Here is a 25,385-nt window from a genome sequence, read left to right as displayed (position 1 = left end):
GCCTTCGGCAGCTCCTACAGGAAATCGCATTCCTCTGTAGGAGCTGCCGAAGGCTGCGATCTTTTGGTCTTTAAGGGCGGTTCGCCCAACGCTGGCGCAACCACTCCAGATCTTCCGGCCGGGTCACTTTGAGATTATCCGCCCGCCCTTCGACCAGACGCGGCGCCAGACCGGCCCACTCCATCGCCGAAGCCTCGTCGGTAATCACCGCATCAGCGACCAGACTGTCCGCCAACGCCCGATGCAAAGCCCCGAGGCGAAACATCTGCGGCGTATACGCCTGCCAGATCACGCTGCGATCCACCGTTTCAACCACACGCCCGTTTTTATCAACGCGTTTAAGCGTGTCTCGAGCGGGAACCGCCAGTAGACCGCCCACCGGGTCATCCGCCAGTTCAGCGAGCAACTTGTCGAGATCATCACGACTCAGATTGGGCCGGGCCGCATCGTGCACCAGCACCCAATCGTCATCGTCGGCACCTTGCGCATGCAAATGCAGCAAGGCGTTGAGCACCGAACCGGAACGCTCGGCTGCGCCGTCGACCCGCTGAATGCGCGAATCGTTGACGCAGGCCAGGTTCGGCCAATAAGGATCGTCAACCGCAAGACTGACCACCAGCCCCTTGAGGCGCGGGTGATCGAGGAAACAGCCGAGGCTGTGTTCGAGAATTGTGCTTCCGCCCAGTTGCAGGTATTGCTTGGGACGGTCCGCGGCCATTCGGGCACCGACGCCCGCGGCAGGAATCACGGCCCAGAAGGCCGGCAGGGAATCGATCATTGGGCCAACTGGTAAAGGGTTTCGCCGTCCTTGACCATGCCCAGTTCGTGGCGAGCCCGCTCTTCGACGGTCTCCATGCCTTTCTTCAACTCGCTGACTTCAGCGTCCATCACCCGGTTGCGCTCCAGCAGGCCTTCGTTTTCGGCATGTTGATCGGCGATCTGCTGTTTCAGCTCGGCGACCTGCGCCAGACTGCCATTGCCCACCCACAGGCGGTACTGCAGACCGGCCAGCAGCAAGAGCAAAACGAGAAACAACCAGTAAGGACTGCGCATCGAATATCAGGTATCCAGTGAAAAAAGACAGCCACGCATCATGTTGCTGCATCTGATAGCACGAAGCCTGGAAAGATCCAGGCTTGTGCTTAAGGCATCAGATTAGTGGCAAATCCATCGCTGTCACGACTTTTCCGACACAATCCGGTGTCCTTTGATCAGGTTGCGCTTAACCGCGGAACTCGGTGCGGCCGTTGTACTTGGCCTTGCCGTTCAACTGCTCTTCGATACGCAGCAGCTGGTTGTACTTGGAAACGCGGTCGGAACGGCACAGCGAACCGGTCTTGATCTGGCCAGCCGAGGTGCCCACGGCCAGGTCGGCAATGGTCGAATCTTCGGTTTCGCCGGAACGGTGCGAGATCACTGCGGTGTAACCGGCAGCCTTGGCCATCTGGATGGCTTCCAGGGTTTCGGTCAGGGTGCCGATCTGGTTGAACTTGATCAGGATCGAGTTGGCGATCTTTTTATCGATGCCTTCTTTCAGGATCTTGGTGTTGGTCACGAACAGGTCGTCGCCTACCAACTGGGTCTTCTCGCCGATCTTGTCGGTGAGGATTTTCCAGCCAGCCCAGTCGGACTCGTCCAGACCGTCTTCGATGGAGATGATCGGGTAACGCTCGGTCAGACCCTTGAGGTAGTCGGCGAAACCTTCAGCAGTGAACACCTGACCTTCGCCGGACAGGTTGTACTTGCCGTCTTCGTAGAACTCGCTCGCAGCGCAGTCCAGCGCCAGGGTCACGTCGGTGCCCAGCTTGTAACCGGCATTGGCCACGGCTTCGGAGATCACTTTCAGCGCGTCTTCGTTGGACGCCAGGTTCGGTGCAAAACCGCCTTCGTCGCCAACGGCGGTGCTCAGGCCACGGGCCTTCAGCACGGCTTTCAGGTGATGGAAAATCTCGGTGCCCATGCGCAGACCTTCGGAGAAAGACTTGGCGCCGACTGGCTGCACCATGAATTCCTGGATGTCGACGTTGTTATCGGCGTGCTCGCCACCGTTGATGATGTTCATCATCGGTACCGGCATCGAGTACACACCCGGGGTGCCGTTGAGGTTGGCGATGTGTGCGTACAGCGGCAGGTCCTGATCCTGCGCAGCCGCCTTGGCCGCAGCCAGGGACACGGCGAGGATGGCGTTGGCGCCCAGGGTTGCTTTGTTTTCGGTACCGTCGAGCTTGATCATCGCCTGGTCGAGGGCTTTCTGGTCGCTTGGGTCAGTGCCCAGCAGCAGATCGCGGATCGGACCGTTGATGTTGGCTACCGCCTTGAGCACGCCCTTGCCCAGGTAACGGCTCTTGTCGCCATCACGCAGCTCGAGTGCTTCACGCGAGCCAGTGGATGCACCGGACGGCGCGCAGGCGCTGCCGATGATGCCGTTGTCGAGAAGCACGTCCGCTTCCACGGTGGGATTGCCACGGGAGTCGAGAACTTCACGACCTTTGATGTCGACGATTTTTGCCATTGTTGTAAACACTCCAAAGTTGACGAAAACGACGCAGCTAGAGGAAATCTTTATCGTCGGCAAGCGAGGTACAGCGGGCAGACTTGCAGACGACAGCGCTCACGCCCGAGGGCCTGAGCGACAAATCGTGCGGTACTTTACCGGAGAATCGAGCGTTACGCGGTTTCTACCGTCGGAAAACTCTTCACCAGTTCGTCCAGAGCTTTGAGCTGGGCCAGGAATGGCTCCAGTTTGTCCAGACGCAAGGCGCAAGGGCCGTCGCATTTGGCGTTGTCCGGATCCGGGTGCGCTTCGAGGAACAGACCCGCCAGCGACTGGCTCATGCCGGCCTTGGCCAGATCCAGAACCTGGGCACGACGACCACCGGCGGAGTCGGCACGACCACCAGGCATTTGCAGCGCGTGGGTCACGTCGAAGAATACCGGGTACTCGAATTGCTTCATGATGCCGAAGCCGAGCATGTCGACCACGAGGTTGTTGTAGCCGAAGCTCGAACCGCGCTCGCAGAGGATCAACTGATCGTCACCGGCTTCGACGCACTTGTTCAGGATGTGTTTCATTTCCTGAGGCGCGAGAAACTGGGCTTTCTTGATATTGATCACGGCGTTGGTCCTGGCCATCGCGACAACCAGATCGGTCTGGCGCGACAGGAAGGCCGGCAGCTGAATGATGTCGCAGACTTCAGCGACGACCGCAGCCTGATCCGGCTCGTGGACGTCGGTGATGATCGGCACGCCGAAGGCTTGTTTGATGTCCTGGAAGATGCGCATGCCCTCTTCCAGGCCAGGACCGCGATAGGAGGTCACAGAAGACCGGTTGGCCTTGTCGAAGCTGGCCTTGAACACGTACGGGATACCCAGTTTTTCGGTGACCTTTACGTACTCTTCGCAAACCTGCATGGCCATGTCACGGCTTTCCAGCACGTTCATGCCGCCGAACAGGACCATCGGCTTGTCGTTGGCAATCTCGATGTCGCCGACGCGGATAATCTTCTGTGCCATCGGGTTACGCCTTCTTCTGGTGTTGAGCCAACGCGGCTTTGACGAAACCGCTGAACAGCGGGTGGCCGTCGCGTGGGGTCGAGGTGAACTCAGGGTGGAACTGGCAGGCGACGAACCATGGATGATCCGGCGCTTCAACCACTTCGACCAGCGCAGCATCGGCGGAACGACCGGAGATTTTCAGGCCGGCTTCGATGATCTGCGGCAGCAGGTTGTTGTTCACTTCGTAACGGTGACGGTGACGCTCGACGATCACATCCTTGCCGTAGCAATCGTGCACTTTGGAGCCCGGCTCGAGCAGGCAATCCTGCGCGCCGAGGCGCATGGTGCCGCCCAGATCGGACGCTTCGGTACGCACTTCAACAGCGCCGGTGGCGTCTTCCCACTCGGTGATCAGGCCGACAACCGGATGACCGCTGGCACGATCGAACTCGGTGGAGTTGGCGTCTTTCCAGCCCAGCACGTTACGAGCGAATTCGATGACCGCCACTTGCATGCCGAGGCAGATGCCGAGGTACGGAACCTTGTTTTCGCGAGCGTACTGAACGGCAGTGATCTTGCCTTCCACACCGCGCAGACCGAAGCCGCCCGGCACCAGAATCGCGTCGACACCTTCGAGCAGCGCAGTGCCCTGGTTTTCGATGTCTTCGGAATCGATGTAGCGCAAGTTGACCTTGGTGCGGTTGCTGATGCCGGCGTGACTCATCGCTTCGATCAGCGACTTGTAGGCGTCGAGCAATTCCATGTACTTGCCGACCATGGCGATGGTCACTTCATGTTCCGGGTTCAGCTTGGCATCGACCACTGCGTCCCACTCGGACAGATCGGCGCTGCCGCATTGCAGACCGAAACGCTCGACGACGAAATCGTCCAGACCTTGCGAGTGCAGGATGCCCGGGATCTTGTAGATGGTATCGGCGTCTTCCAGCGCGATCACCGCACGCTCTTCAACGTTGGTGAACTGCGCGATCTTGCGACGCGAGGACACGTCGATCGGGTGATCGGAACGGCACACCAGCACGTCTGGCTGCAGGCCGATCGAACGCAGTTCCTTGACGGAGTGCTGGGTCGGTTTGGTCTTGGTTTCGCCTGCGGTGGCGATGTACGGCACCAGCGTCAGGTGCATCAGCATCGCGCGCTTGGCGCCGACTTCGAAACGCAGCTGGCGGATGGCTTCGAGGAACGGTTGCGACTCGATGTCACCGACGGTGCCACCGATTTCGACCATTGCCACGTCTGCATCACCGGCACCCTTGATGATGCGGCGCTTGATTTCGTCGGTGATGTGCGGGATCACCTGGATGGTTGCACCCAGGTAGTCGCCACGGCGCTCTTTGCGCAGCACGTGCTCGTAGACGCGGCCGGTGGTGAAGTTGTTGTTCTGGGTCATGGTCGTGCGGATGAACCGCTCGTAGTGACCCAGGTCCAGGTCGGTCTCGGCGCCGTCGTGGGTGACGAACACTTCACCGTGCTGGAACGGGCTCATGGTGCCTGGATCGACGTTGATGTACGGATCCAGCTTCAGCATGGTGACCTTAAGCCCCCGCGCCTCCAGGATAGCCGCCAATGAAGCCGAGGCAATGCCTTTCCCCAATGAAGAAACAACACCGCCCGTGACGAATATGTAGCGCGTCATGAAAAACCCTAGAAGTCTGCGTTAAAGCGGAACGAGCCGCCGGGGAAAGCGAAGGAAGGCCGAAGCCCCCGATCACCTGCATTAATCACAGTGCACCTTTCGAAAAAACCGCCGCGTTGTGACAGACCGGCAGATGAAACACCGGTACGTTGCTCGCTACACATTTTTTGGAATCGCCCAGCAAAGACTGCTTGGTAATCGGCAACTCCTGCAATTCAGGCGAATCCACAGAAGTTGTATCAAGAAGGGAGCGTAGTCTACCGGAATGCTCCTTTCAGCTCAAACCTTGATCTTCGTCTGTTGGCTGCCATTGCAATGCCCAGCCTTCGTGCATCTGACCGTCGAGACCCGACAGGTTCGCCACCGCGAGCAATTCTTCGCCACGAAACAGCAGCGGCAATCTGCCACGCACGAATGCCGGCACCGCGCGCTCATTGAGCAGACGCTTGAGATCACGACTGCCGCGCTCGGCCAGTTGCATGACCTCACCGCCCTGCCGATAGGCAATGCGCAAAGGCCCGAATGGAGCTTGCCCGTGAAACATGACGCGCCCGTTATCGGCCAAGCGTAGCGCTGACGTCGGGGTCTGCCAGTCGGCGCCGATCACTGCTAGGCGCAGCCAATGACCACTCAGCCACCAGATGCGGCCGGCGCTGCGGTGCAATTCGCCGTCGGCCAGCCGCCAGATCGGAGCGGCGTCGGCGCTGGCATCGCGCAGGTCGATCCAGCCCGACCAATGGTCAGCGTCTGGCAGCCGGGTCAACGGTTCGAGCCAGTGGCTGAGGGCATTTCGCTGGCGCGCGTCAGACAACGCTGCCAACGGCGCCAGCGCCAGGGATGGCACGCCGAGCCAATCAAACTCATGTGAAGTTTCTGCCTGCGCCAGATCGATCTGCGCCAGCTCATCAAGCAAGCCCTGCGCTTCACGCAGATGCGCCGCCGTGCGCGCCATGCTCGCCTGCGCCTGCGGCCAGCGCTCGGTCAGCACCGGCATGATCTGGTGACGCAGATAGTTGCGCGAAAACTGCCGATCCTGATTCGACGGGTCTTCGATCCAGCGCAACTGATGTGTCTGTGCATAACTTTCCAGCTCAGCGCGGCTGACATCGAGCAACGGTCGCACCAGCATGCCCTTCCCCACCGGGCGCTGCTGCGGCATCCCGCCAAGCCCGCGTACGCCGGCTCCGCGCAACAGGCGAAACAGCAGCGTTTCCGCCTGGTCGTCGCGGTGTTGGCCAGTCAGAAGCACTTCACTGGTCTGCGTCAGCGAATTGAACGCGGCATAACGCGCATCCCGCGCCGCCCGCTCCAGGCTCGCCCCGCCCTTCACGGTTACCCGCTCCACTTCCAACGAAACATTCAGGGCGTCGCAAACGGCCTGGCAATGTTGCGGCCACGCATCGGCCGCAGCCTGAAGGCCGTGATGGATATGAATGGCGCTTAGCGCTGGGAGGGATTCGGTTTTCGCCAGAGTGGCGAGCAGATGCAGGAGGACGGTGGAATCGAGGCCGCCGGAGAAGGCGACGCGCCAGTGAGCGACGTTGCGCCAAGGCTCAAGGTTCAGCAGAAGCTGCGACGGCAAATCACTCATGGACTGACCCATAACTTTCTCTTTGCCCCAATCAAATGTAGGAGTGAGCCTGCTCGCGATAGCGGTGTGACAGCCAACACATGGGTTGAATGTTACATCGCTATCGCGAGCAGGCTCACTCCTACAGGGCGTAGCGCTCGACTTAGAGACCGTAGCTCATCAGGCGATCGTAACGGCGCTTGAGCAGCGCTTCGTTATCGAACTGCTTGAGCATCGCCAGTTGCGAGCTCAGCTCGGCGCGGATCGACGCAGCCGCCGCAGCCGGATCACGGTGGGCGCCGCCCAGTGGCTCGCTGATCACCTTGTCGACGATGCCGAGCCCTTTCAGACGCTCGGCGGTGATGCCCATTGCTTCAGCGGCATCCGGCGCTTTCTCGGCGGTTTTCCACAGGATCGAAGCGCAACCTTCCGGCGAGATCACCGCGTAGGTCGAATATTGCAGCATGTTCAGTTGATCGCAGACGCCGATGGCCAGTGCGCCGCCGGAACCACCTTCACCGATCACGGTGGCGATGATCGGGGTTTTCAGGCGCGCCATCACGCGCAGGTTCCAGGCGATCGCTTCGCTCTGGTTGCGCTCTTCGGCGTCAATGCCCGGGTAGGCACCCGGAGTGTCGATGAAGGTCAGGATCGGCATCTTGAAGCGCTCGGCCATCTCCATCAGGCGGCAGGCCTTGCGGTAGCCTTCCGGGCGCGGCATGCCGAAGTTGCGGCGGACTTTCTCGCGTACTTCACGGCCCTTCTGGTGGCCGATGATCATCACCGGCTGGTCTTCCAGACGGGCGATACCGCCAACGATGGCAGCGTCGTCGGAGAAGTGACGGTCGCCGTGCAACTCGTCGAACTCGGTGAAGATGTGCTCGATGTAGTCGAGGGTGTAAGGGCGTTTCGGGTGACGCGCCAGGCGTGCGATCTGCCAGCTGGTCAGCTTGCCGAAAATGTCTTCGGTCAGCGTCTTGCTCTTGTCCTGCAGGCGGGAGATCTCATCGCCGATATTCAGCGAATTGTCATTACCGACCAAGCGCAACTCTTCGATCTTGGCTTGCAGGTCGGCGATCGGCTGTTCGAAATCTAGAAAATTCGGGTTCATAGGCGTCCGTCTTGGGTCGTGTCCCAAGTGAGCTTGGGCCGGCCGGTTGTCTATTCGCGCCCTACCTTAAGGGAGAGGCGCGCTGAGGTCGAGATTAAAAATTCAGGTTGCGGGCAAGCGCAATGATGGCACTTGCCGGTCAACGGTATTGGAGGAAGACGTTGTCTCGCCCGAACTGGTCACGCAGGGCTTGAATCAAGGCATCCGCCGGGTCGATCCGCCAGGTCTCGCCGAACTGCAGCAAGGTCTTCGCATCCGGGCTGGTGTACTCCATGGTGACCGGGCACGCGCCGCGATGACGCTTGAGCAGTTCGCCCAACCAGCGTAGCTGATCGCCTTTGAGATCCTGGGTGTGCAGCTTCAGGCGCAGGCTTTCGGCCAGATTGGTCCGCGCATCCTCCATGCTCATCACGCGCTTGACCCGCAGGCGCAGGCCGCCGGAGAAGTCGTCGTTGCTGACTTCGCCCTCGACCACCACCATCGCGTCAGTCTGCAGCAGTGACTGCGCGGAATGGAACGCATCGGCAAACAGCGACGCCTCGATCCGCCCGGAACGGTCGTCGAGGGTGATGAAGCCCATCTTGTCGCCCTTCTTGTTCTTCATCACCCGCAGGGCAATGATCATCCCCGCCACAGTCTGCGTATCGCGCGCCGGTTTCAGGTCGATGATGCGCTGACGGGCGAAGCGGCGAATCTCGCCTTCGTACTCGTCGATCGGGTGACCGGTCAGGTACAGGCCCAAGGTGTCTTTTTCACCCTTGAGACGTTCCTTGAGGGTCAGCTCCTTGGCCTTGCGATGGGATGCATAAACGTCGGCATCTTCTTCGACGAACAAACCGCCAAACAGATCGGCGTGACCACTGTCGTGAGTACGCGCAGTCTGCTCGGCCGCCTTGATCGCTTCTTCCATCGCCGCCAGCAGCACCGCGCGGTTGCGGTCGATGTTGGCTTGATAGGCTTTCTGCTCGTCATGGAAATACGGGCCGAGGCGATCCAGTGCACCGCTGCGAATCAGGCCATCGAGGGTGCGTTTGTTGATGCGCTTGAGGTCGACCCGCGCGCAGAAGTCGAACAGATCCTTGAACGGACCGGCCTGACGCGCTTCGGTGATCGCTTCCACCGGGCCTTCACCGACGCCTTTGATCGCGCCGAGGCCATAAACGATACGGCCGTCGTCGTTCACCGTGAACTTGAACTCCGAAGTGTTCACGTCTGGCGCGTCGAGACGCAGCTTCATCGTGCGCACTTCCTCGATCAAGGTCACGACCTTGTCGGTGTTGTGCATGTCCGCCGAGAGTACCGCGGCCATGAACGGCGCCGGGTAGTGAGCTTTCAGCCAGGCGGTCTGGTACGACACCAGACCGTAGGCGGCGGAGTGGGACTTGTTGAAGCCGTAACCGGCGAATTTTTCCACCAGGTCGAAAATGTTACCGGCAAGGTCGGCGTCGATGCCGTTGGTCGCGCAACCTTCAATGAAACCGCCGCGCTGCTTGGCCATTTCCTCGGGCTTTTTCTTACCCATCGCTCGACGCAGCATGTCCGCACCACCGAGGGTGTAACCGGCCATGACCTGGGCAATCTGCATCACCTGTTCCTGATACAGGATGATGCCGTAAGTTGGCGCCAATACTGGCTTGAGGCCGTCGTACTGGTAATCCGAGTGCGGATAGGCCAGTTCGGCGCGCCCGTGCTTACGGTTGATGAAGTCGTCCACCATGCCCGATTGCAGCGGACCCGGACGGAACAGTGCCACCAGTGCGATCAAGTCTTCCAGGCAGTCGGGCTTGAGCTTTTTGATCAGCTCCTTCATGCCGCGGGATTCAAGCTGGAACACCGCGGTGGTTTCGGCTTTTTGCAGCAACTGGTAGGTCGGCTTGTCGTCCAGCGGGATAAAAGCGATATCCAGCGGCGGCTCGTTGACCTTGGCGCGGTCGCGGTTGATGGTTTTCAGCGCCCAGTCGATGATCGTCAGCGTACGCAGGCCGAGGAAGTCGAACTTCACCAGACCGGCTGCCTCAACGTCGTCCTTGTCGAACTGGGTCACCAGACCGTCGCCGGCCTCGTCGCAATAGATTGGCGAGAAGTCGGTCAGCTTGGTCGGTGCGATCACCACACCACCGGCGTGTTTGCCGACGTTACGCACCACGCCCTCGAGCTTGCGCGCCATCTCCCAGATTTCCGCCGCTTCTTCATCGACCTTGATGAAGTCACGCAGGATCTCTTCCTGCTCGTAGGCTTTTTCCAGGGTCATGCCGACTTCGAACGGAATCATCTTCGACAGACGATCCGCCAGGCCGTAGGACTTGCCCTGCACCCGCGCCACGTCACGCACCACAGCCTTGGCGGCCATGGAACCGAAGGTGATGATCTGGCTCACCGCGTTGCGACCGTATTTCTCGGCCACGTAATCGATCACGCGGTCGCGACCGTCCATGCAGAAGTCGACGTCGAAGTCGGGCATCGAGACCCGTTCCGGGTTGAGGAAACGTTCGAACAGCAGGTCATATTCCAGCGGGTCGAGGTCGGTGATCTTCTGTACGTAAGCCACCAGCGAACCGGCACCCGACCCACGGCCCGGACCTACCGGTACGCCGTTGTTCTTGGCCCACTGGATAAAGTCCATCACGATCAGGAAGTAACCGGGAAAGCCCATCTGGATGATGATATCCAGCTCGAAATTCAAGCGATCGACGTACACCTGACGCTTGGCTTCGTAGTCTTCGGTGGTGTCCTTGGGCAGCAGCACCGCCAAGCGTTCTTCGAGACCTTCGAAGGAAACCTTGCGGAAATATTCGTCGATGGTCATGCCATCGGGGATCGGGAAGTTGGGCAGGAAGTGCGTGCCCAGCTTCACGTCGATGTTGCAGCGCTTGGCAATCTCGACGGTGTTTTCGATGGCGTCGGGAATATCGCTGAACAGCTCGAGCATTTCCTCGGCGCTTTTCAGGTATTGCTGATCGCTGTAATTCTTTGAGCGGCGCGGATCGTCGAGTGCGCGGCCTTCACCGATGCACACGCGGGTTTCGTGGGCGGCGAAGTCTTCCTGCTTGATGAAGCGCACATCGTTGGTCGCCACCAGCGGCGCGCCCAGTTTGTCGGCCAGTGCCACGGCGCCGTGCAGTTGCTCTTCATCGTTGGGACGGTTGGTGCGCTGGATTTCCAGATAGAAGCGATCCGGGAACACCGCCATCCACTCGCGGGTCAGCGCTTCGGCTTCCGCCGGATTGCCGCCGATCATCGCCATGCCGATCTCGCCTTCTTTGGCGGCGGACAGCATGATCAGGCCTTCGTTGGCCTCGGCCACCCACTCGCGCTCGACGATGACCATGCCGTTGCGCTGGCCTTCGATGAAGCCGCGGGAGATCAATTCGGTGAGATTGCGATAACCCTGAGCGTTCATCACCAGCAGGCTGATGCGGCTCAGCGGCGCATCCGGGTCCTTGTTCGCCAGCCACAGGTCGGCACCGCAGATCGGCTTGATGCCGGCGCCCATGGCGTTTTTATAGAACTTGACCAGAGAACACATGTTGTTCTGATCGGTGACCGCGACCGCCGGCATGTTCATGGCGGTCAGCGCCTTGACCAAGGGCTTGATCCGCACCAGCCCGTCGACCAGGGAGTACTCAGTGTGCAGGCGTAGATGAACGAATGAAGCCGGCATAGTGATCCTGTCCAGTTACATAGAGACAACGAGGCCCGGATTGTACCGGGCCTCGAATAAAACATCAGCCTTGTGCCTAAACCTGCGTGAGGCTTTCCCGCGCCTCATAAGCCAGGCGGACCGGGGCGAACGAGCGGCGGTGAATCGGCGTCGGGCCGAGCCGCGCCAGCGCTTCCAGATGAACGGGCGTCGGGTAGCCTTTATGGCCGCCGATGCCGTAGCCCGGGTAGATCAATTCGAATGCCGCCATCTCGCGATCGCGACTGACCTTGGCCAGAATCGACGCCGCTGCGATGGCCGGAACCTTGCCATCACCCTGAATCACCGCTTCGGCGCGCATCGGCAGATGCGGGCAGCGGTTGCCATCGATCATCGCCAGTTTCGGCTGAACGTGCAGGCCAGCGACCGCACGCTGCATCGCCAACATGGTGGCGTGGAGAATGTTCAGATCATCGATTTCTTCGACCTCGGCGCGAGCGATGCACCAGCTCAGGGCCTTTTCGCAGATCTCGTCGTAGAGCTTTTCGCGCTTGGCTTCGGTGAGTTTCTTCGAATCGTCGAGGCCGAGGATTGGCCGGTTCGGATCGAGGATCACCGCCGCCGTCACCACCGCGCCACACAAGGGGCCACGACCCACTTCATCGACACCGGCGACCAGTTCTTCGACTTCGGCGACCAGGGTGAAATCGAGGCCCATCTGCATGCTTGTCTTGCTCATTGTGGTTTGCCGATCAGGTTAAGGACGGCGTCCGCCGCCTGATTGGAAGCATCGCGCCGCAGCGTGCGGTGGATCTCGTCGAAACCGCGGGTCTGTTCCTCTCCGCCTTCGATCAATGGCGACAGCGTCTGCGCCAACGCCTCGACAGTCGCATCATCCTGCAACAACTCCGGCACCAGCAAGCGCTGGGCGAGTAAGTTGGGCAGCGACACGTAGGGGCTCTTGACCATGCGTTTGAGAATCCAGAATGTCAGCGGCGCCAATCGATACGCCACTACCATCGGCCGCTTGTACAGCAGCGCTTCAAGGGTAGCAGTGCCCGATGCGATCAACACGGCGTTGCACGCGGCGAGGGCCAGATGCGACTTACCATCGAGCAATGTCACCGGCAAATCGCGGCCGACCAGCAGCGCTTCCAATTGCACGCGGCGTTCCGGATTGGCACAGGGAATGACAAAGCGTACGCCCGGACGCATGCCTCGCAGGCGCTCGGCAGTATCCAGAAACAGTGCGCCGAGGCGACTGACTTCACCGCCACGGCTGCCCGGCATCAGTGCCACCAGCGGGCCGTCGGGCAAACCCAACTCGGCACGTGCAGCGGCGCGGTCAGCCTCGAGCGGAATCGTATCGGCCAAGGTGTGACCGACGAAACGTACCGGCACGCCCTTCTCTTCGTAGAATTTCGCTTCGAACGGCAACAGGGTGAGCATCAGATCGCAACCTTCGCGGATCTTCAGCACCCGCTTCTGCCGCCACGCCCACACCGACGGGCTGACGTAATGCACGGTCTTGATCCCGGCCTGACGCAGCTTGAGTTCGATATTGAGGTTGAAATCCGGCGCGTCGATGCCGATGAACACGTCCGGCCTGGCGCCGATCAGCGTGGCAATCAAGTCCTTGCGGCGCTTGAGCAATTCACGCAGCCGACCGAGCACTTCCACCAGGCCCATGACCGACAGGCGCTCCATGGGGAAGTACGAGGTCAGGCCTTCGGCCTGCATCAGCGGCCCGCCGACACCGATGAACTCGATCGCCGGATGTTGTGCCTTGAGCGCGCGCATGAGGCCGGCGCCGAGAATGTCACCGGAAGCCTCACCCGCCACCAGCGCAATACGCAGACTGGCCATGATCAGCGGGTGATGCCGCGGGTCGATGCCTGGATCGAATCGCGGAACACGGCGACTTCAGGGAACTGCGCAGACGGCTCGACCAGCTCGGCCAGCGCCTGCTCGACCGTCAGGCCCTGGCGGTAGACGGTCTTGTAGGCACGGCGCAAGGCGTGGATCGCATCTTCGCTGAAACCGCGACGGCGCATGCCTTCGAAGTTCATGCTGCGCGCCTCGGCCGGGTTGCCGAACACGGTGACGAACGCCGGAACGTCCTTGCCGATCGCCGTGCCCATGCCGGAAAAGCTGTGCGCGCCGATGTGGCAGTACTGATGCACCAGCGTGAAACCGGAGAGGATCGCCCAGTCGTCAACGTGCACATGGCCGGCAAGCGCAGTGTTGTTGACCAGAATGCAGTGATTGCCGATGACACTGTCGTGACCGATGTGGGCATAGGCCATGATCAGGTTGTGATCACCCAGGGTGGTTTCCGAACGATCCTGAACGGTGCCACGGTGAATGGTCACGCCTTCGCGGATGACGTTGTGGTCACCGATCACCAGGCGGGTTTCCTCGCCTTTGTATTTCAGATCCGGGGTGTCTTCGCCTACCGAAGAAAACTGGTAGATGCGATTGTGCTTACCAATGCGGGTCGGCCCCTTGAGGATCGCATGCGGCCCGATCACGGTACCCTCGCCGATTTCCACACCTGCGCCGATGATCGACCACGGGCCGACCTCGACGCCGTCAGCCAGAACGGCGGACGGATCGATGATTGCGCGAGGGTCAATCAAACTCATACTTTTTGTTCCGCGCAGATGATTTCCGCCGAGCAGACCGGCTTGCCATCGACCGAAGCCTGGCACTCGAATTTCCAGATCTTGCGCTTGCAGCTGATGAAGGTCGCCTCAAGAATCAACTGGTCGCCCGGCTTGACTGGCTGACGGAAGCGCAGCTTGTCGGAACCGACGAAGTAATACAGGGTGCCGTCGGCCGGTTTGACGTCGAGCATCTTGAAACCGAGGATCCCGGCAGCCTGAGCCATCGCTTCGATGATCAGCACGCCCGGCATGATCGGATGCGCAGGGAAGTGACCATTGAAGAACGGTTCATTGATGCTGACATTCTTGTAGGCGCGAATTCGCTTGCCTTCAGTGTCCAGTTCCACCACCCGGTCCACCAGCAGGAACGGGTAACGGTGAGGCAGGTATTCGCGAATCTCGTTGATGTCCATCATTTCAGGGGAAAGCCTATGTAAAGATTGGGAGCGCGACTGACGCGCACTCCTCTAGCAAATCAAGGAGGCAGTCTAGAGGCTGTGCACACTTGATATGGAAATGGTATCAGCCATCAGATGAAGCATTGCCGTCAGGGGTCACTTCCCCTACGCGCTTTTCCAGCTGTTTCAACCGTCGCGCGATGTCATCGAGCTGACGGATGCGGGCCGCGCTTTTGCGCCATTCGGCCGCCGGTTGCATGGCTGTGCCGGAAGAATAGGCGCCCGGCTCGGTAATCGAGTGGGTCACCATGGTCATCCCGGTCAGGAAAACGTTGTCGCAGATATCAATGTGGCCGACCAGACCGACACCACCGGCGAGCATGCAGTGCTTGCCGATTTTGGTGCTGCCGGAGATGCCGACACAGGCGGCCATGGCGGTGTGATCACCGACCTGGACGTTGTGCGCAATCTGGATCTGGTTGTCGAGCTTGACGCCGTTGCCGATCACGGTATCGGCCAGGGCGCCGCGGTCGATGGCGGTGTTCACGCCAATCTCGACATCGTCGCCGATGGTCACGCCACCGATCTGGGCGATTTTCTGCCAGACGCCTTTTTCGTTGGCGAAGCCGAAGCCCTCGCCACCGATCACCGCGCCGGACTGAATCACCACACGTTTGCCGATGCGTACGTCGTGATACAGCGTGACGCGAGGAGCCAGCCAGCCGCCCTCACCGATCTCGCTGCGAGCGCCGACCACGCAATGCGCGCCCAGCGTCACCTGTGCCGCAACGCGAGCACCGGCTTCGATGACCACGAACGGGCCAATGCTGGCACTCGGATCAACTACCGCGTCCGGCGCAATGACCGCCGTCGGGTGAATACCCGCAGCAGCTTTTGGCTTTGGATCGAACAAATGCGAGATACGCGCGTAGGCCAGATAAGGATCCGGCACCACCAGGGCATTACCGGCGAAACCTTCAGCGTCCGCCTGCTTGAGCAGCAACGCAGCGGCCTGTGAACCGGCCAGGTATTTACGGTATTGGGGATTTGCCAGAAAGCTCAACTGAGCTGGGCCAGCCTCTTGCAAAGTGGCTAGCCCAGTAATTTGCATCTCGGGGTCGCCACGCAGGGTGGCGCCGAGGTGCTCGGCCAACTGGCCGAGCCTGATAGTTACGGTCATGGGTTACTTCAGCTGATTCATGCGCTCGATAACCTGGCGCGTGATGTCGTACTGAGGTTTGACATCGATGACTGCGCCACGCTCGAACACCAGGTCAAAACCACCTTTCTTGATGACTTCTTCCACAGCGCTGTCCAGTTTCGGCTTCAGCTGCTTGAGCATTTCGCGGTCAGCCACGGCCTTGGCTTCGTTCAGTTCCTTGGACTGGAACTGGAAGTCACGGGCCTTTTGCTTGAATTCCAGCTCCAGACGCTCACGTTCGCCCTGCTGCATCTTGTCGCCACCGGCCATCAGACGGTCCTGAATGCCTTTGGCGCTGCTTTCCAGGGTTTTCAGCTTGGTCAGTTGCGGACCGAACTTCTTCTCGGCATCCACGGCGTATTTCTTCGCCGCGTCGGATTCCAGCAGTGCCATCTGATAGTTCAGCACGGCAATTTTCATGTCGGCGAACGCCGGGCCTGCCACCAGTACGGAGGCCAGGAGAACCAATTGAGTCAACTTACGCACGATGCACTCCTACAAAATCCATTGTCGTTGTCTTGGGTCAGACGCTTAGAACGTCTGGCCGAGGGAGAATTGGAACACTTGAGTTTCAGCGTCATCCGGTTTCTTGATCGGCATCGCCAGGGCGAAGCTCAGAGGCCCCAGTGCGGTGACCCAGGTCACGCCGACACCGACGGAGCTGGCCATGTTGCTCAGGCTGATGTCGTTGCATTTGGTATTGGACGAAGTACCGTTCGCGTTCGTAGTGTCCTTGCACTGCGAGTCGAACACGTTACCGACGTCCCAGAAAACCGAGGTGCGCAGGGAACGTTGATCCTTGACGAATGGCAGCGGGAACAGCACCTCGACACCACCCTGGATCAGGACGTTACCACCGAATGGCAACGGATCCTGGTCGGGATCTCGAGAGGTCCCCGGATTATTACCCTGACTCGGCGTACTGCGTGGGCCCAGAGTGCTGTCCTTGAAGCCACGTACCGAGTTGAAGCCACCGGCATAGTAGTTTTCATAGAACGGCAGGCCGTCGGTCGAACCGTAGCCGTCGCCATAACCGAGTTCGGTGTGCAGACGCATGGTGTAGTTTTCGGTGATCGGCTGGAACAGCTGACCACGGTAGTCAAGTTTGAAGAACGACAGGTCGCTGCCCGGGATGGTGGTTTCCAGAGTCAGGCTCTGGGAACGGCCACGGGTCGGCAGAACACCCTTGTTCAACGTCGACTCGGACCAACCAGCCGACGCCTTGAAGTTCAGGTACTGATCGCCTTCCTTTTTAACGAAGTCGAAAATCTCGTCAACGGTATAGCGACCGGTGTTGATCTTGTCCTGCTGGGCAGACAGACCGAACGTCAGACGCGAAGTCTCGCTGATCGGGTAACCGACGTTGACGCCGGCACCGAGGCTGTCTACCGCATAGCTGGAAATATCGGCATCGAGTTCATCGTAGTCGGTGGTGCGGTAGAACGCGTTGTAACCCAGGCTCACGCCATCGGCGGTCCAGTAGGGGTCAACGTAGCCGAAGTTGTAGCGGCTCTGGTATTCGCTGCGGGTCAGGCCGATGCTGACGCGGTTACCGGTACCGAGAAAGTTGTTCTGGGTGATCGAGCCACCGAGGATCAAACCGGCACTCTGGGCGAAACCGACGCTGGCAGTGATCGAACCGGAAGCCTGTTCTTCAACCGCGTAGTTCACGTCAACCTGGTCGTCGACACCTGGCACGGCCGGGGTTTCAACGTTGACTTCCTTGAAGAAGCCCAGACGTTCCAGACGGGTCTTGGACTGGTCGATCAGGTAGGTCGAAGCCCAGCCGCCTTCCATCTGGCGCATCTCACGACGCAGTACTTCGTCCTCGGACTTGGTGTTGCCACGGAAGTTGATGCGGTTGACGTAGGCGCGCTTGCCCGGGTCGACAGCGAAGAGGATGTCCACAGTGTGGTCGTCATCGTGCGGCTGAGGCACGCCGTTGACGTTGGCGAAGGTGTAACCCTCGTTACCCAGACGACGGGTGATCAGCTCGGAAGTGGTGGTCATCAGCTTGCGCGAGAACACCTGGCCTTTCTGCACCAGCAACAGCGACTTGACCTGGTCTTCAGGAACTTTCAGGTCGCCGCTGAGCTTGACGTCACGAACGGTGTACTTCTCACCCTCGGTCACGTTGACGGTAATGTAGACGTGCTTCTTGTCCGGGGTAATCGACACCTGGGTCGAAGCGATGTCCATGTTGATGTAGCCGCGGTCCAGGTAGTAGGAACGCAGACGCTCCAGGTCACCGGAGAGTTTTTCACGGGCATATTTGTCATCGTTCTTGAAGAACGACAGCCAGTTGGTGGTTTTCAGTTCGAACAGGTCGGTCAGGTCTTCCTCAGGGAACACCGTATTGCCTACCACGTTGATGTGCTGGATGGCGGCAACCGTACCTTCGTTGATCTTCACTTTCAGACCCACGCGGTTACGCGGCTGCGAGACCACTTCGGTATCGACGGTGGCCGAGTAGCGACCCTGGGCGACGTACTGACGTTGCAGTTCGTTACGGACACCCTCGAGGGTGGCGCGCTGGAAGATTTCGCCTTCGGCCAGACCGGATTGCTTGAGGCCTTTCATCAGGTCTTCAGTGGAAATCGCTTTGTTGCCCTCGATTTCAATACTGGCGACCGATGGACGCTCGACCACGGTGATGACCAGAACGTTGCCTTCGCGGCCCAGCTGGATATCTTGAAAGAAACCGGTTTTGAACAACGCACGAGTGGATTCCACCAGGCGACGATCATCCGCCTGCTCGCCGACGTTCAACGGCAAGGCACCAAAGACGCTACCCGCGGAGACCCGCTGGAGGCCATTGACGCGAATATCAGAGATAGTGAAGGACTCGGCGTGAACTTCGGCGATCATCAATACGGTGAGAACCGCAGTTAGCAGCAGACGTTTCATGAAGTCCTTTCTTATTCCAACTGGCAATAAACAAACTGCCGCAAAATGCGGCAGATTCGCAATTCAGCGAAGCGTTACAGTCGACCCAGATCGTTGACCAGAGCAAGCAACATCACCCCGACCACCAAACTGATACCGATCTGTATCCCCCAACCTTGCACCCGATCCGACAAGGGGCGACCACGCACCCACTCGATCAGATAAAACAACAAATGCCCCCCATCCAGTACAGGAATGGGCAGCAAATTCAGAACGCCCAGGCTAATACTCAGATAAGCAAGGAAATTCAGGAAATCAGCGACGCCCGACTGGGCAGAAGCGCCCGCCACTTTAGCAATGGTTATCGGTCCACTCAAGTTTTTTACCGAGAGCTCGCCGAACAGCATTTTCTTCAGTGAATCCAGCGTCAGAATGCTCATGGTCCAAGTGCGACGGGCACCCTCGCCGATCGCGGCCAGCGGGCCGTAGCTGACCTCGCGGATCATTTCCGGCGGCCAGTCGATGGCTTTGACGCCAGCACCCAGATAACCGCTCGGCGCTTTGCTTTCACCGCGCGCCGCCAGCGTCACCGGGACGTCGATTTGAGCATTGTCGCGCTCGACGCGCAGCATGATTTTGGTATCAGGACGCGTACGAACGGTATCGACCACTTGCTGCCAGTCATCGAGCGGCTGGCCATCAAGCGCCAGCAGCCGATCACCGGTTTTCAGCCCGGCTGCCTGGGCCGGGCCCTTCGGGTCAAGCTCGGCAAGCACCGGCGGCAACGCCGGACGCCACGGGCGAATGCCCAGCGAGCGGATCGGATCCGGCTCGTCGGCCCCTTTGAGCCAGTTATCCAGTGCCAGCGTGCGCGGCGACTCAGCGCTCGAACCCTGCTCGCGCACCAGCAGTTGAATGGCGCCGCTCTCACCCAGACGACGAACCAGCTGCAAATTGACCGCAGCCCAGCCCGACGTGGGCTCACCATCGATCGAAACAATCTCCTGACCGGCATTCAGACCGGCCTTGGCGGCAATGCTGCCGGACTCGACCGCACCGATGACCGGGCGCACCTGCTCGCTGCCGAGCATGGCCAGCACCCAAAAGAACACCAGGGCCAAAAGAAAGTTGGCAATCGGTCCGGCGGCGACAATCGCGATACGCTGCCGCACCGACTTGCGGTTGAAGGACTGATCCAACTGATCGACCGGCACTTCGCCTTCGCGCTCATCAAGCATCTTGACGTAGCCGCCCAGCGGAATCGCGGCAACCACGAACTCGGTGCCTTGCTTGTCATGCCAGCGCAGCAGCGGCATGCCGAAGCCCACGGAAAAACGCAGAACCTTGACGCCACAGCGACGCGCGACCCAGAAGTGGCCGAATTCGTGGAAGGTGACCAGCACACCCAGGGCGATCAGGGTGCCGGCAATCATATAGAGCGCGCTCATCTACTTTCTCCGCAATCCTGTTCAGTGCCGCGTGTCGCCATTGTGTTTGCAAAAACTATCGGCCGTGCCGACTCAACCATTGCTCGGCCAGCATTCGCGCTTTCGCGTCCGCCGTAAACACCGCATCGAGGTCGTTCAGCGCCACCACTGGCTCCAGATTCAAGACTTCCTCGATCATACTCGCGATTTCCAGGTAGCGAACCCGTCCATCGAGAAACGCTGCCACTGCCACTTCATTGGCCGCGTTGAGCATCGCCGGCGCGCTGTCACCGGCTTCGGCGGCCTGCCGGGCCAAACGCAGGCACGGGAAACGGCTTTCATCGGGCGCTTCGAAATCCAGTCGCGCAATGGCAAACAGATCCAGTGGCGGTACGCCGGAATCGATGCGCTCCGGCCAGGCCAGGGCGTTGGCGATCGGTGTGCGCATGTCCGGGTTACCCAACTGCGCCAGCACCGATCCATCGACATAATCCACCAGAGAGTGGATCACGCTCTGCGGATGAATCACCACTTCGACCTGGGCCGGCTTGGCATCGAACAGCCAGCAGGCTTCGATCAGCTCCAGACCTTTGTTCATCATGCTCGCCGAATCCACGGAGATCTTGCGCCCCATGGACCAGTTCGGGTGCGCGCACGCCTGTTCAGGCGACACATGCGCCAGCTCGGCCAGCGGCGTCTGCCGGAACGGGCCGCCAGAGGCTGTCAGCAAAATCCGACGTACCCCTACCGAACTCAAGCCGCGCGCGAAATCCGCGGGCATGCACTGAAAAATCGCATTGTGTTCGCTGTCGATCGGCAGCAGCACCGAGCCGCTCTTGCGCACGGCCTGCATGAACAGAGCGCCGGACATCACCAGCGCTTCCTTGTTCGCCAGCAGAATCTTCTTGCCCGCCTCGACTGCCGCCAGGGTCGGACGCAGCCCGGCCGCACCGACAATGGCCGCCATTACCGCGTCGACTTCAGGCGCGGAGGCGACCTGACACAGGCCCTCCTCGCCGACCAGTACGCGAGTCGGCAAGCCGGCTGCACGCAGGTCATCCTGCAACCCGCGCGCTGCGGCGCCTTCGGGCACCACCGCAAATTGCGGCACATGCCGCACGCACAACGCGAGCAATTCGCTGAGCCGCGAGAAGCCACTCAAAGCGAAAACCTGATAACGCTCAGGGTGGCGGGCAATCACATCCAAGGTGCTCAGACCGATCGAACCGGTCGCACCCAATACCGTAATCTGCTGGGGACGACTCACGGTGCGGCCATCCAGAGCAATACGGCGAACACCGGAATGGCCGCAGTCAGGCTGTCGATGCGATCCAGCACGCCGCCATGCCCGGGTAGCAGATTACTGCTGTCCTTGATGCCGGACTGACGCTTGAACATGCTTTCGGTGAGATCACCGACCACAGAAATGAAGACGATCACCGCAGCGCCGATCAAGCCTTTGAGCAGCTCGGCCACAGTCCAGTCGCGCACCAGCCCGACAATCGCGGTAATCACCAGGCTCAGAGCCAGACCACCGTAAACGCCTTCCCAGCTTTTGCCCGGGCTGACTTGCGGCGCGAGCTTGCGCTTGCCGAATTTGCGCCCGGAGAAATAAGCGCCGATGTCTGCGCCCCAGACCAGCACCATCACCGCCATGATCAACCAGTTACCCAGCGGATACTGCTTGATCTGCACCAGGCCCTGCCACGCAGGCAGCAGGATCAGCAGACCAATGAGCAGCTTGGTCGCCGCCGTGGACCAATGCGCGCTGGAGCGTGGATACGTCAGCACGAGATACGTGGCAACCGCCCACCAGATCACCGATGCACCGAGCACCCAGGGAGCAAGCCCTGGCAGCACATACATGACGAACAGCATCAGAGCGACCACGGCAGCAAAACCGACGCGGAACGACTGCGCGGTAAAGCCCGCCAGACGTGCCCATTCCCAGGCACCGAGGCTTACGACCAGACCGATGAACAGCGCGAAACCGGCACCTTTGAGCAGGAAAAACCCGCACAAGGCAATCGGCAGCAGGATCAGTGCAGTGATGATTCGTTGTTTAAGCATTAAACCCGGGCTCCAGCTTCGACCTGTTCGCTCGTTTTACCGAAACGACGCTGGCGTGAAGCGAAATCGGCCAGCGCGGTGCGCATGGCTTCGTGTTTGAAGTCCGGCCAGAACAGGTCGGAGAAGTACAGCTCGGCGTAGGCCAGCTGCCACAGCAGGAAGTTGCTGATGCGATGCTCGCCACCGGTGCGGATGCACAGGTCTGGCAACGGCAGATCGCCGGTGGCCAGACAAGTCTGCAGCAGATCCGGGGTGATGTCCTCCGGGCGCAGGTGCCCGGCCTGGACTTCCCGTGCAAGACGTTGCGCGGCCTGCGCGATATCCCACTGGCCGCCATAGTTGGCGGCGATCTGCAGGACAAAGCGGTTGGCACCGACGGTCATGGCCTCGGCCTCGCGCATCGCTGCCTGAAGCTCAGGGTGGAAGCGCGACCGATCGCCAATAATGCGCAGGCTGATGTTGTTGTCGTTTAGGCGCTTGGCCTCACGACGCAACGCCTTGAAGAACAGATCCATCAAGGCGCTGACCTCATCGGCCGGGCGCTGCCAGTTTTCACTGGAAAAGGCGAACAGGGTCAGGACTTCGACCTTGGCCTCAGCGCACACCTCGATCACCGCCCGCACAGCATCCACGCCCGCTTTATGCCCGGCGACACCCGGCATGAAGCGTTTTTTCGCCCAGCGATTATTGCCATCCATGATGATCGCGACATGGCGCGGCACCGCGGACGGCGCAGTCTGCTTGGTCTTGTCCATTTAAAGCTCGACCCTTATACGGCCATCAGGTCTTTTTCTTTCTCGTCCGTGGCCTTGGTGATCTGGGCCTCGGATTCTTTGGTCAGCTTATCGATATCAGCGATGGCACGACGTTCTTCGTCTTCGCTGATTTCCTTGTCCTTGACCAGTTTTTTCAGCTCGCCCAATGCGTCACGACGAATGTTGCGCACGGCAACGCGTGCGTCTTCGGCGGCACTACGGGCCTGCTTGGTGAAGCCTTTACGCGTTTCCTCGGTCAGGGCCGGCATCGGGATCAGCAGCAACTCGCCCAGGTTGGTCGGGTTGAGGTTCAGACCGGCGCTCTGGATCGCCTTGTCGACGGCAGCGAGCATGTTGCGCTCGAACGCCACGACCTGCAGGGTACGCGAGTCCTTCACGGTGACGTTGGCAACGCCGCTCAGCGGGGTGTCAGTGCCGTAGTAAGGCACCATGACGCTGCCGAGGATGCTCGGGTGAGCCTTGCCGGTACGAATCTGGCCGAACGCGTGGTTCAGAGATTCCAGGGATTTCTGCATACGCGCTTGGGCGTCTTTCTTGATTTCGTTGATCATTGTTGGCCTTCCTCGATCAAAGTCCCTTCAGCGCCGCCGTGCACAATGTTCAGCAGGGCGCCGGGCTTGTTCATGTTGAATACGCGCAGCGGCATCTTGTGATCGCGGCACAGGCAGATAGCAGTCAGATCCATTACACCCAGCTTGCGATCCAGTACTTCATCATAAGTCAGATGATCGAACTTCTCGGCATGCGGGTCTTTGAACGGATCTGCGGTGTAGACGCCATCAACCTTGGTGGCCTTGAGCACAACGTCGGCGTCGATTTCGATCGCACGCAGGCAGGCTGCCGAATCCGTGGTGAAGAACGGATTGCCGGTACCGGCCGCGAAGATCACGACGTCCTTGGAGTTCAGGTGGCGCATGGCTTTGCGGCGATCGTAGTGATCGGTTACGCCGACCATGGAAATGGCCGACATGACGATGGCCGAGATATTGGCACGTTCCAGCGCATCGCGCATGGCCAGGGCGTTCATCACAGTGGCCAGCATGCCCATGTGGTCGCCTGTTACCCGATCCATACCGGCTTTGCTCAGGGCCTCGCCACGGAACAGGTTGCCACCGCCGATCACCAGACCGACCTGGACACCGATACCGACCAGTTGGCCGACTTCCAGCGCCATGCGGTCCAGCACTTTAGGATCGATCCCGAACTCTTCCGAGCCCATCAGGGCCTCGCCGCTAAGCTTGAGTAGAATGCGTTTATAGCGAGCCTGATAACCACTGCCCTGCTGAGCCATTGCGAATCTCTCCTGCGGCGTATTTAAAATTCTTTGCGAGCTGTTTACAGCTGGCGTTCACTCTAGCTTGGCGCTGCTGCAGCGCCATCGGAACATGGCTTTGTAAGTCAGTTCCGGGTGGAAACCAAATAAAAATTGGTAACCCATCTGAAAAGAGGCTGCGCGCGTAAGCGGGCAGCCTCTTTCGGGCGACAGTTGAAAAACCGTCTTATTGCTTGGCGGCAGCCAACTGGGCAGCAACTTCTTCAGCGAAGTTGTCGACCGGCTTCTCGATGCCTTCGCCTACTTTGAAGTAAGTGAAGGAAACGATTTCAGCACCGGCTTTCTTGGCCAGTTCGCCAACCTTGACTTCAGGGTTCTTGACGAACGCCTGCTCGACCAGGCTTGCTTCTGCCAGGAACTTGCTGATACGGCCCTTGACCATGTTCTCAACAATGTTTTCCGGCTTGCCTTTGATCTTCTCTTCGTTCAGCTGCAGGAACACAGCTTTCTCACGCTCGATCGCTTCGTCGGAGACTTGCGAAGGCAGCAGGAACTCAGGGTTGCTTGCCGCAACGTGCATCGCGATGTCTTTGGCCAGCTCGACGTCACCGCCTTTCAGGACAACAGCAACACCGATCTTGTTACCGTGCAGGTAAGTGCCGACAACGTCACCCTCTACGCGTACCAGACGACGGATGTTGACGTTCTCACCCACTTTGGCAACCAGAGCTTCACGAGCCGATTCCTGAGCGGCGATCAGCGGAGCTGCGTCGGTCAGTTTTTCGTCGAAAGCTTTTTCTACGCTGGCAGCAACGAAGTTCTTGAAATCGTCTTGCAGGGCCAGGAAGTCGGTCTGCGAGTTGACTTCCAGCAGCACGGCTGCCTTGTCATTCGATTTGATGGCGATTGCGCCTTCAGCGGCAACGTTGCCGGCTTTTTTCGCAGCCTTGATGGCGCCCGAAGCACGCATGTCATCAATGGCTTTTTCGATGTCGCCGTCAGCCTTTTCCAGGGCTTTCTTGCAATCCATCATGCCTTCGCCGGTACGCTCGCGCAGTTCTTTGACCAACGCTGCAGTAATTGCTGCCATTTTCAAATTCCTCTTGGATAGGTTTTCAACCATTCCACCCGATCGAACGGGCGTTCAATTCTTCCCGAACCACCCATGTTGGCTGCCGCACATGACAAATACAGACGTGGGCGCCGACAAATGGTTTT

At 59.8% G+C, this 25,385-nt stretch carries 22 protein-coding genes; all 22 read right to left on the bottom strand.

Translation table 11 applies throughout. The features are described 5' to 3' along the window. Positions 1 to 70 precede the first annotated feature (70 nt). The 22 genes from ispD to tsf all read right to left on the bottom strand — a co-directional run bounded on the left by ispD (position 71) and on the right by tsf (position 25,257). On the bottom strand, positions 71 to 778 hold the full coding sequence (gene ispD, locus QRN33_RS20225; protein WP_285409706.1) for a 2-C-methyl-D-erythritol 4-phosphate cytidylyltransferase: 708 nt from the start codon (positions 776 to 778) through the stop codon (positions 71 to 73). Further along, positions 775 to 1,053, bottom strand: a complete 279-nt coding sequence (gene ftsB / locus QRN33_RS20220; RefSeq protein ID WP_007964293.1) for a cell division protein FtsB — start codon at positions 1,051 to 1,053, stop codon at positions 775 to 777. The genes ispD and ftsB overlap by 4 nt, the downstream gene beginning before the upstream one ends. 169 nt (positions 1,054 to 1,222) lie before the next feature. Beyond that, a complete protein-coding gene (eno, locus tag QRN33_RS20215) occupies positions 1,223 to 2,512 on the bottom strand; it encodes a phosphopyruvate hydratase (RefSeq protein ID WP_252873977.1) in 1,290 nt (429 codons plus the stop codon). Between the two features lie 155 nt (positions 2,513 to 2,667). Continuing rightward, positions 2,668 to 3,513 (bottom strand): 3-deoxy-8-phosphooctulonate synthase, encoded by an 846-nt coding sequence (kdsA, locus tag QRN33_RS20210; RefSeq protein WP_285409704.1) that lies wholly within the window; start codon positions 3,511 to 3,513, stop codon positions 2,668 to 2,670. A gap of 4 nt (positions 3,514 to 3,517) precedes the next feature. Then, on the bottom strand, positions 3,518 to 5,149 hold the full coding sequence (gene pyrG, locus QRN33_RS20205) for a CTP synthase (RefSeq protein ID WP_016771462.1): 1,632 nt from the start codon (positions 5,147 to 5,149) through the stop codon (positions 3,518 to 3,520). A gap of 274 nt (positions 5,150 to 5,423) precedes the next feature. Beyond that, positions 5,424 to 6,752 (bottom strand): tRNA lysidine(34) synthetase TilS, encoded by a 1,329-nt coding sequence (tilS, locus tag QRN33_RS20200; RefSeq protein WP_285409702.1) that lies wholly within the window; start codon positions 6,750 to 6,752, stop codon positions 5,424 to 5,426. A gap of 130 nt (positions 6,753 to 6,882) precedes the next feature. Continuing rightward, a complete protein-coding gene (locus QRN33_RS20195) occupies positions 6,883 to 7,830 on the bottom strand; it encodes an acetyl-CoA carboxylase carboxyltransferase subunit alpha (RefSeq protein ID WP_016771465.1) in 948 nt (315 codons plus the stop codon). Positions 7,831 to 7,969: 139 nt separating this feature from the next. Beyond that, complete coding sequence (dnaE, locus tag QRN33_RS20190; RefSeq protein WP_042606987.1) at positions 7,970 to 11,491, bottom strand: DNA polymerase III subunit alpha; 3,522 nt, start codon at positions 11,489 to 11,491, stop codon at positions 7,970 to 7,972. Positions 11,492 to 11,567: 76 nt separating this feature from the next. Next, complete coding sequence (rnhB, locus tag QRN33_RS20185) at positions 11,568 to 12,194, bottom strand: ribonuclease HII (protein ID WP_042606986.1); 627 nt, start codon at positions 12,192 to 12,194, stop codon at positions 11,568 to 11,570. Between the two features lie 11 nt (positions 12,195 to 12,205). Continuing rightward, entirely contained in the window at positions 12,206 to 13,336 is a 1,131-nt protein-coding gene (gene lpxB / locus QRN33_RS20180; protein ID WP_064364254.1) for a lipid-A-disaccharide synthase, read from the bottom strand. A gap of 2 nt (positions 13,337 to 13,338) precedes the next feature. Then, complete coding sequence (lpxA, locus tag QRN33_RS20175; protein ID WP_285409698.1) at positions 13,339 to 14,115, bottom strand: acyl-ACP--UDP-N-acetylglucosamine O-acyltransferase; 777 nt, start codon at positions 14,113 to 14,115, stop codon at positions 13,339 to 13,341. Beyond that, positions 14,112 to 14,552: a 3-hydroxyacyl-ACP dehydratase FabZ gene (gene fabZ / locus QRN33_RS20170; RefSeq protein ID WP_016771469.1), complete on the bottom strand. Its 441-nt coding sequence runs from the start codon at positions 14,550 to 14,552 to the stop codon at positions 14,112 to 14,114. Before fabZ ends, lpxA begins: the two co-directional genes overlap by 4 nt. A 106-nt stretch (positions 14,553 to 14,658) precedes the next feature. After that, positions 14,659 to 15,714: a UDP-3-O-(3-hydroxymyristoyl)glucosamine N-acyltransferase gene (lpxD, locus tag QRN33_RS20165; protein WP_285409695.1), complete on the bottom strand. Its 1,056-nt coding sequence runs from the start codon at positions 15,712 to 15,714 to the stop codon at positions 14,659 to 14,661. A 3-nt stretch (positions 15,715 to 15,717) separates the two neighbouring features. Further along, a complete protein-coding gene (locus QRN33_RS20160; RefSeq protein ID WP_003222140.1) occupies positions 15,718 to 16,221 on the bottom strand; it encodes an OmpH/Skp family outer membrane protein in 504 nt (167 codons plus the stop codon). Between the two features lie 45 nt (positions 16,222 to 16,266). Further along, complete coding sequence (bamA, locus tag QRN33_RS20155) at positions 16,267 to 18,642, bottom strand: outer membrane protein assembly factor BamA (RefSeq protein WP_123418102.1); 2,376 nt, start codon at positions 18,640 to 18,642, stop codon at positions 16,267 to 16,269. A 74-nt stretch (positions 18,643 to 18,716) separates the two neighbouring features. Continuing rightward, the gene (rseP, locus tag QRN33_RS20150; RefSeq protein WP_042606981.1) at positions 18,717 to 20,069 is read right to left on the bottom strand and encodes a sigma E protease regulator RseP; all 1,353 of its coding nucleotides are present in this window, start codon (positions 20,067 to 20,069) and stop codon (positions 18,717 to 18,719) included. Between the two features lie 55 nt (positions 20,070 to 20,124). After that, entirely contained in the window at positions 20,125 to 21,315 is a 1,191-nt protein-coding gene (gene ispC / locus QRN33_RS20145; protein WP_042606980.1) for a 1-deoxy-D-xylulose-5-phosphate reductoisomerase, read from the bottom strand. Further along, the gene (locus QRN33_RS20140; RefSeq protein ID WP_065615286.1) at positions 21,312 to 22,118 is read right to left on the bottom strand and encodes a phosphatidate cytidylyltransferase; all 807 of its coding nucleotides are present in this window, start codon (positions 22,116 to 22,118) and stop codon (positions 21,312 to 21,314) included. Before QRN33_RS20140 ends, ispC begins: the two co-directional genes overlap by 4 nt. After that, complete coding sequence (gene uppS / locus QRN33_RS20135; RefSeq protein WP_039762463.1) at positions 22,118 to 22,873, bottom strand: polyprenyl diphosphate synthase; 756 nt, start codon at positions 22,871 to 22,873, stop codon at positions 22,118 to 22,120. Before uppS ends, QRN33_RS20140 begins: the two co-directional genes overlap by 1 nt. Positions 22,874 to 22,887: 14 nt before the next feature. Continuing rightward, positions 22,888 to 23,445: a ribosome recycling factor gene (gene frr / locus QRN33_RS20130; RefSeq protein ID WP_007954771.1), complete on the bottom strand. Its 558-nt coding sequence runs from the start codon at positions 23,443 to 23,445 to the stop codon at positions 22,888 to 22,890. Further along, entirely contained in the window at positions 23,442 to 24,185 is a 744-nt protein-coding gene (gene pyrH / locus QRN33_RS20125) for a UMP kinase (RefSeq protein ID WP_003222124.1), read from the bottom strand. The genes frr and pyrH overlap by 4 nt, the downstream gene beginning before the upstream one ends. A 208-nt stretch (positions 24,186 to 24,393) precedes the next feature. Then, positions 24,394 to 25,257, bottom strand: coding sequence for a translation elongation factor Ts (gene tsf, locus QRN33_RS20120; protein ID WP_016771476.1), 864 nt, complete (start codon positions 25,255 to 25,257; stop codon positions 24,394 to 24,396). Positions 25,258 to 25,385: the final 128 nt, after the last annotated feature.

It is taken from the genome of Pseudomonas sp. FR229a (genome assembly GCF_030209115.1).
GTDB lineage: Bacteria > Pseudomonadota > Gammaproteobacteria > Pseudomonadales > Pseudomonadaceae > Aquipseudomonas > Aquipseudomonas moraviensis_A.
Note: the sequence above shows the minus strand (reverse complement) of the source record. Positions and strands in the feature narration are given on the sequence as shown.

What these genes read in the sequence shown, in the direction of transcription:
- ispD (WP_285409706.1), bottom strand. Translation starts at nt 778, where the DNA reads ATGATCGATTCCCTGCCGGCCTTCTGGGCCGTGATTCCTGCCGCGGGC.
- ftsB (WP_007964293.1), bottom strand. Translation starts at nt 1,053, where the DNA reads ATGCGCAGTCCTTACTGGTTGTTTCTCGTTTTGCTCTTGCTGCTGGCC.
- eno (WP_252873977.1), bottom strand. Translation starts at nt 2,512, where the DNA reads ATGGCAAAAATCGTCGACATCAAAGGTCGTGAAGTTCTCGACTCCCGT.
- kdsA (WP_285409704.1), bottom strand. Translation starts at nt 3,513, where the DNA reads ATGGCACAGAAGATTATCCGCGTCGGCGACATCGAGATTGCCAACGAC.
- pyrG (WP_016771462.1), bottom strand. Translation starts at nt 5,149, where the DNA reads ATGACGCGCTACATATTCGTCACGGGCGGTGTTGTTTCTTCATTGGGG.
- tilS (WP_285409702.1), bottom strand. Translation starts at nt 6,752, where the DNA reads ATGGGTCAGTCCATGAGTGATTTGCCGTCGCAGCTTCTGCTGAACCTT.
- QRN33_RS20195 (WP_016771465.1), bottom strand. Translation starts at nt 7,830, where the DNA reads ATGAACCCGAATTTTCTAGATTTCGAACAGCCGATCGCCGACCTGCAA.
- dnaE (WP_042606987.1), bottom strand. Translation starts at nt 11,491, where the DNA reads ATGCCGGCTTCATTCGTTCATCTACGCCTGCACACTGAGTACTCCCTG.
- rnhB (WP_042606986.1), bottom strand. Translation starts at nt 12,194, where the DNA reads ATGCAGATGGGCCTCGATTTCACCCTGGTCGCCGAAGTCGAAGAACTG.
- lpxB (WP_064364254.1), bottom strand. Translation starts at nt 13,336, where the DNA reads ATGGCCAGTCTGCGTATTGCGCTGGTGGCGGGTGAGGCTTCCGGTGAC.
- lpxA (WP_285409698.1), bottom strand. Translation starts at nt 14,115, where the DNA reads ATGAGTTTGATTGACCCTCGCGCAATCATCGATCCGTCCGCCGTTCTG.
- fabZ (WP_016771469.1), bottom strand. Translation starts at nt 14,552, where the DNA reads ATGATGGACATCAACGAGATTCGCGAATACCTGCCTCACCGTTACCCG.
- lpxD (WP_285409695.1), bottom strand. Translation starts at nt 15,714, where the DNA reads ATGACCGTAACTATCAGGCTCGGCCAGTTGGCCGAGCACCTCGGCGCC.
- bamA (WP_123418102.1), bottom strand. Translation starts at nt 18,642, where the DNA reads ATGAAACGTCTGCTGCTAACTGCGGTTCTCACCGTATTGATGATCGCC.
- rseP (WP_042606981.1), bottom strand. Translation starts at nt 20,069, where the DNA reads ATGAGCGCGCTCTATATGATTGCCGGCACCCTGATCGCCCTGGGTGTG.
- QRN33_RS20140 (WP_065615286.1), bottom strand. Translation starts at nt 22,118, where the DNA reads ATGCTTAAACAACGAATCATCACTGCACTGATCCTGCTGCCGATTGCC.
- uppS (WP_039762463.1), bottom strand. Translation starts at nt 22,873, where the DNA reads ATGGACAAGACCAAGCAGACTGCGCCGTCCGCGGTGCCGCGCCATGTC.
- frr (WP_007954771.1), bottom strand. Translation starts at nt 23,445, where the DNA reads ATGATCAACGAAATCAAGAAAGACGCCCAAGCGCGTATGCAGAAATCC.
- pyrH (WP_003222124.1), bottom strand. Translation starts at nt 24,185, where the DNA reads ATGGCTCAGCAGGGCAGTGGTTATCAGGCTCGCTATAAACGCATTCTA.
- tsf (WP_016771476.1), bottom strand. Translation starts at nt 25,257, where the DNA reads ATGGCAGCAATTACTGCAGCGTTGGTCAAAGAACTGCGCGAGCGTACC.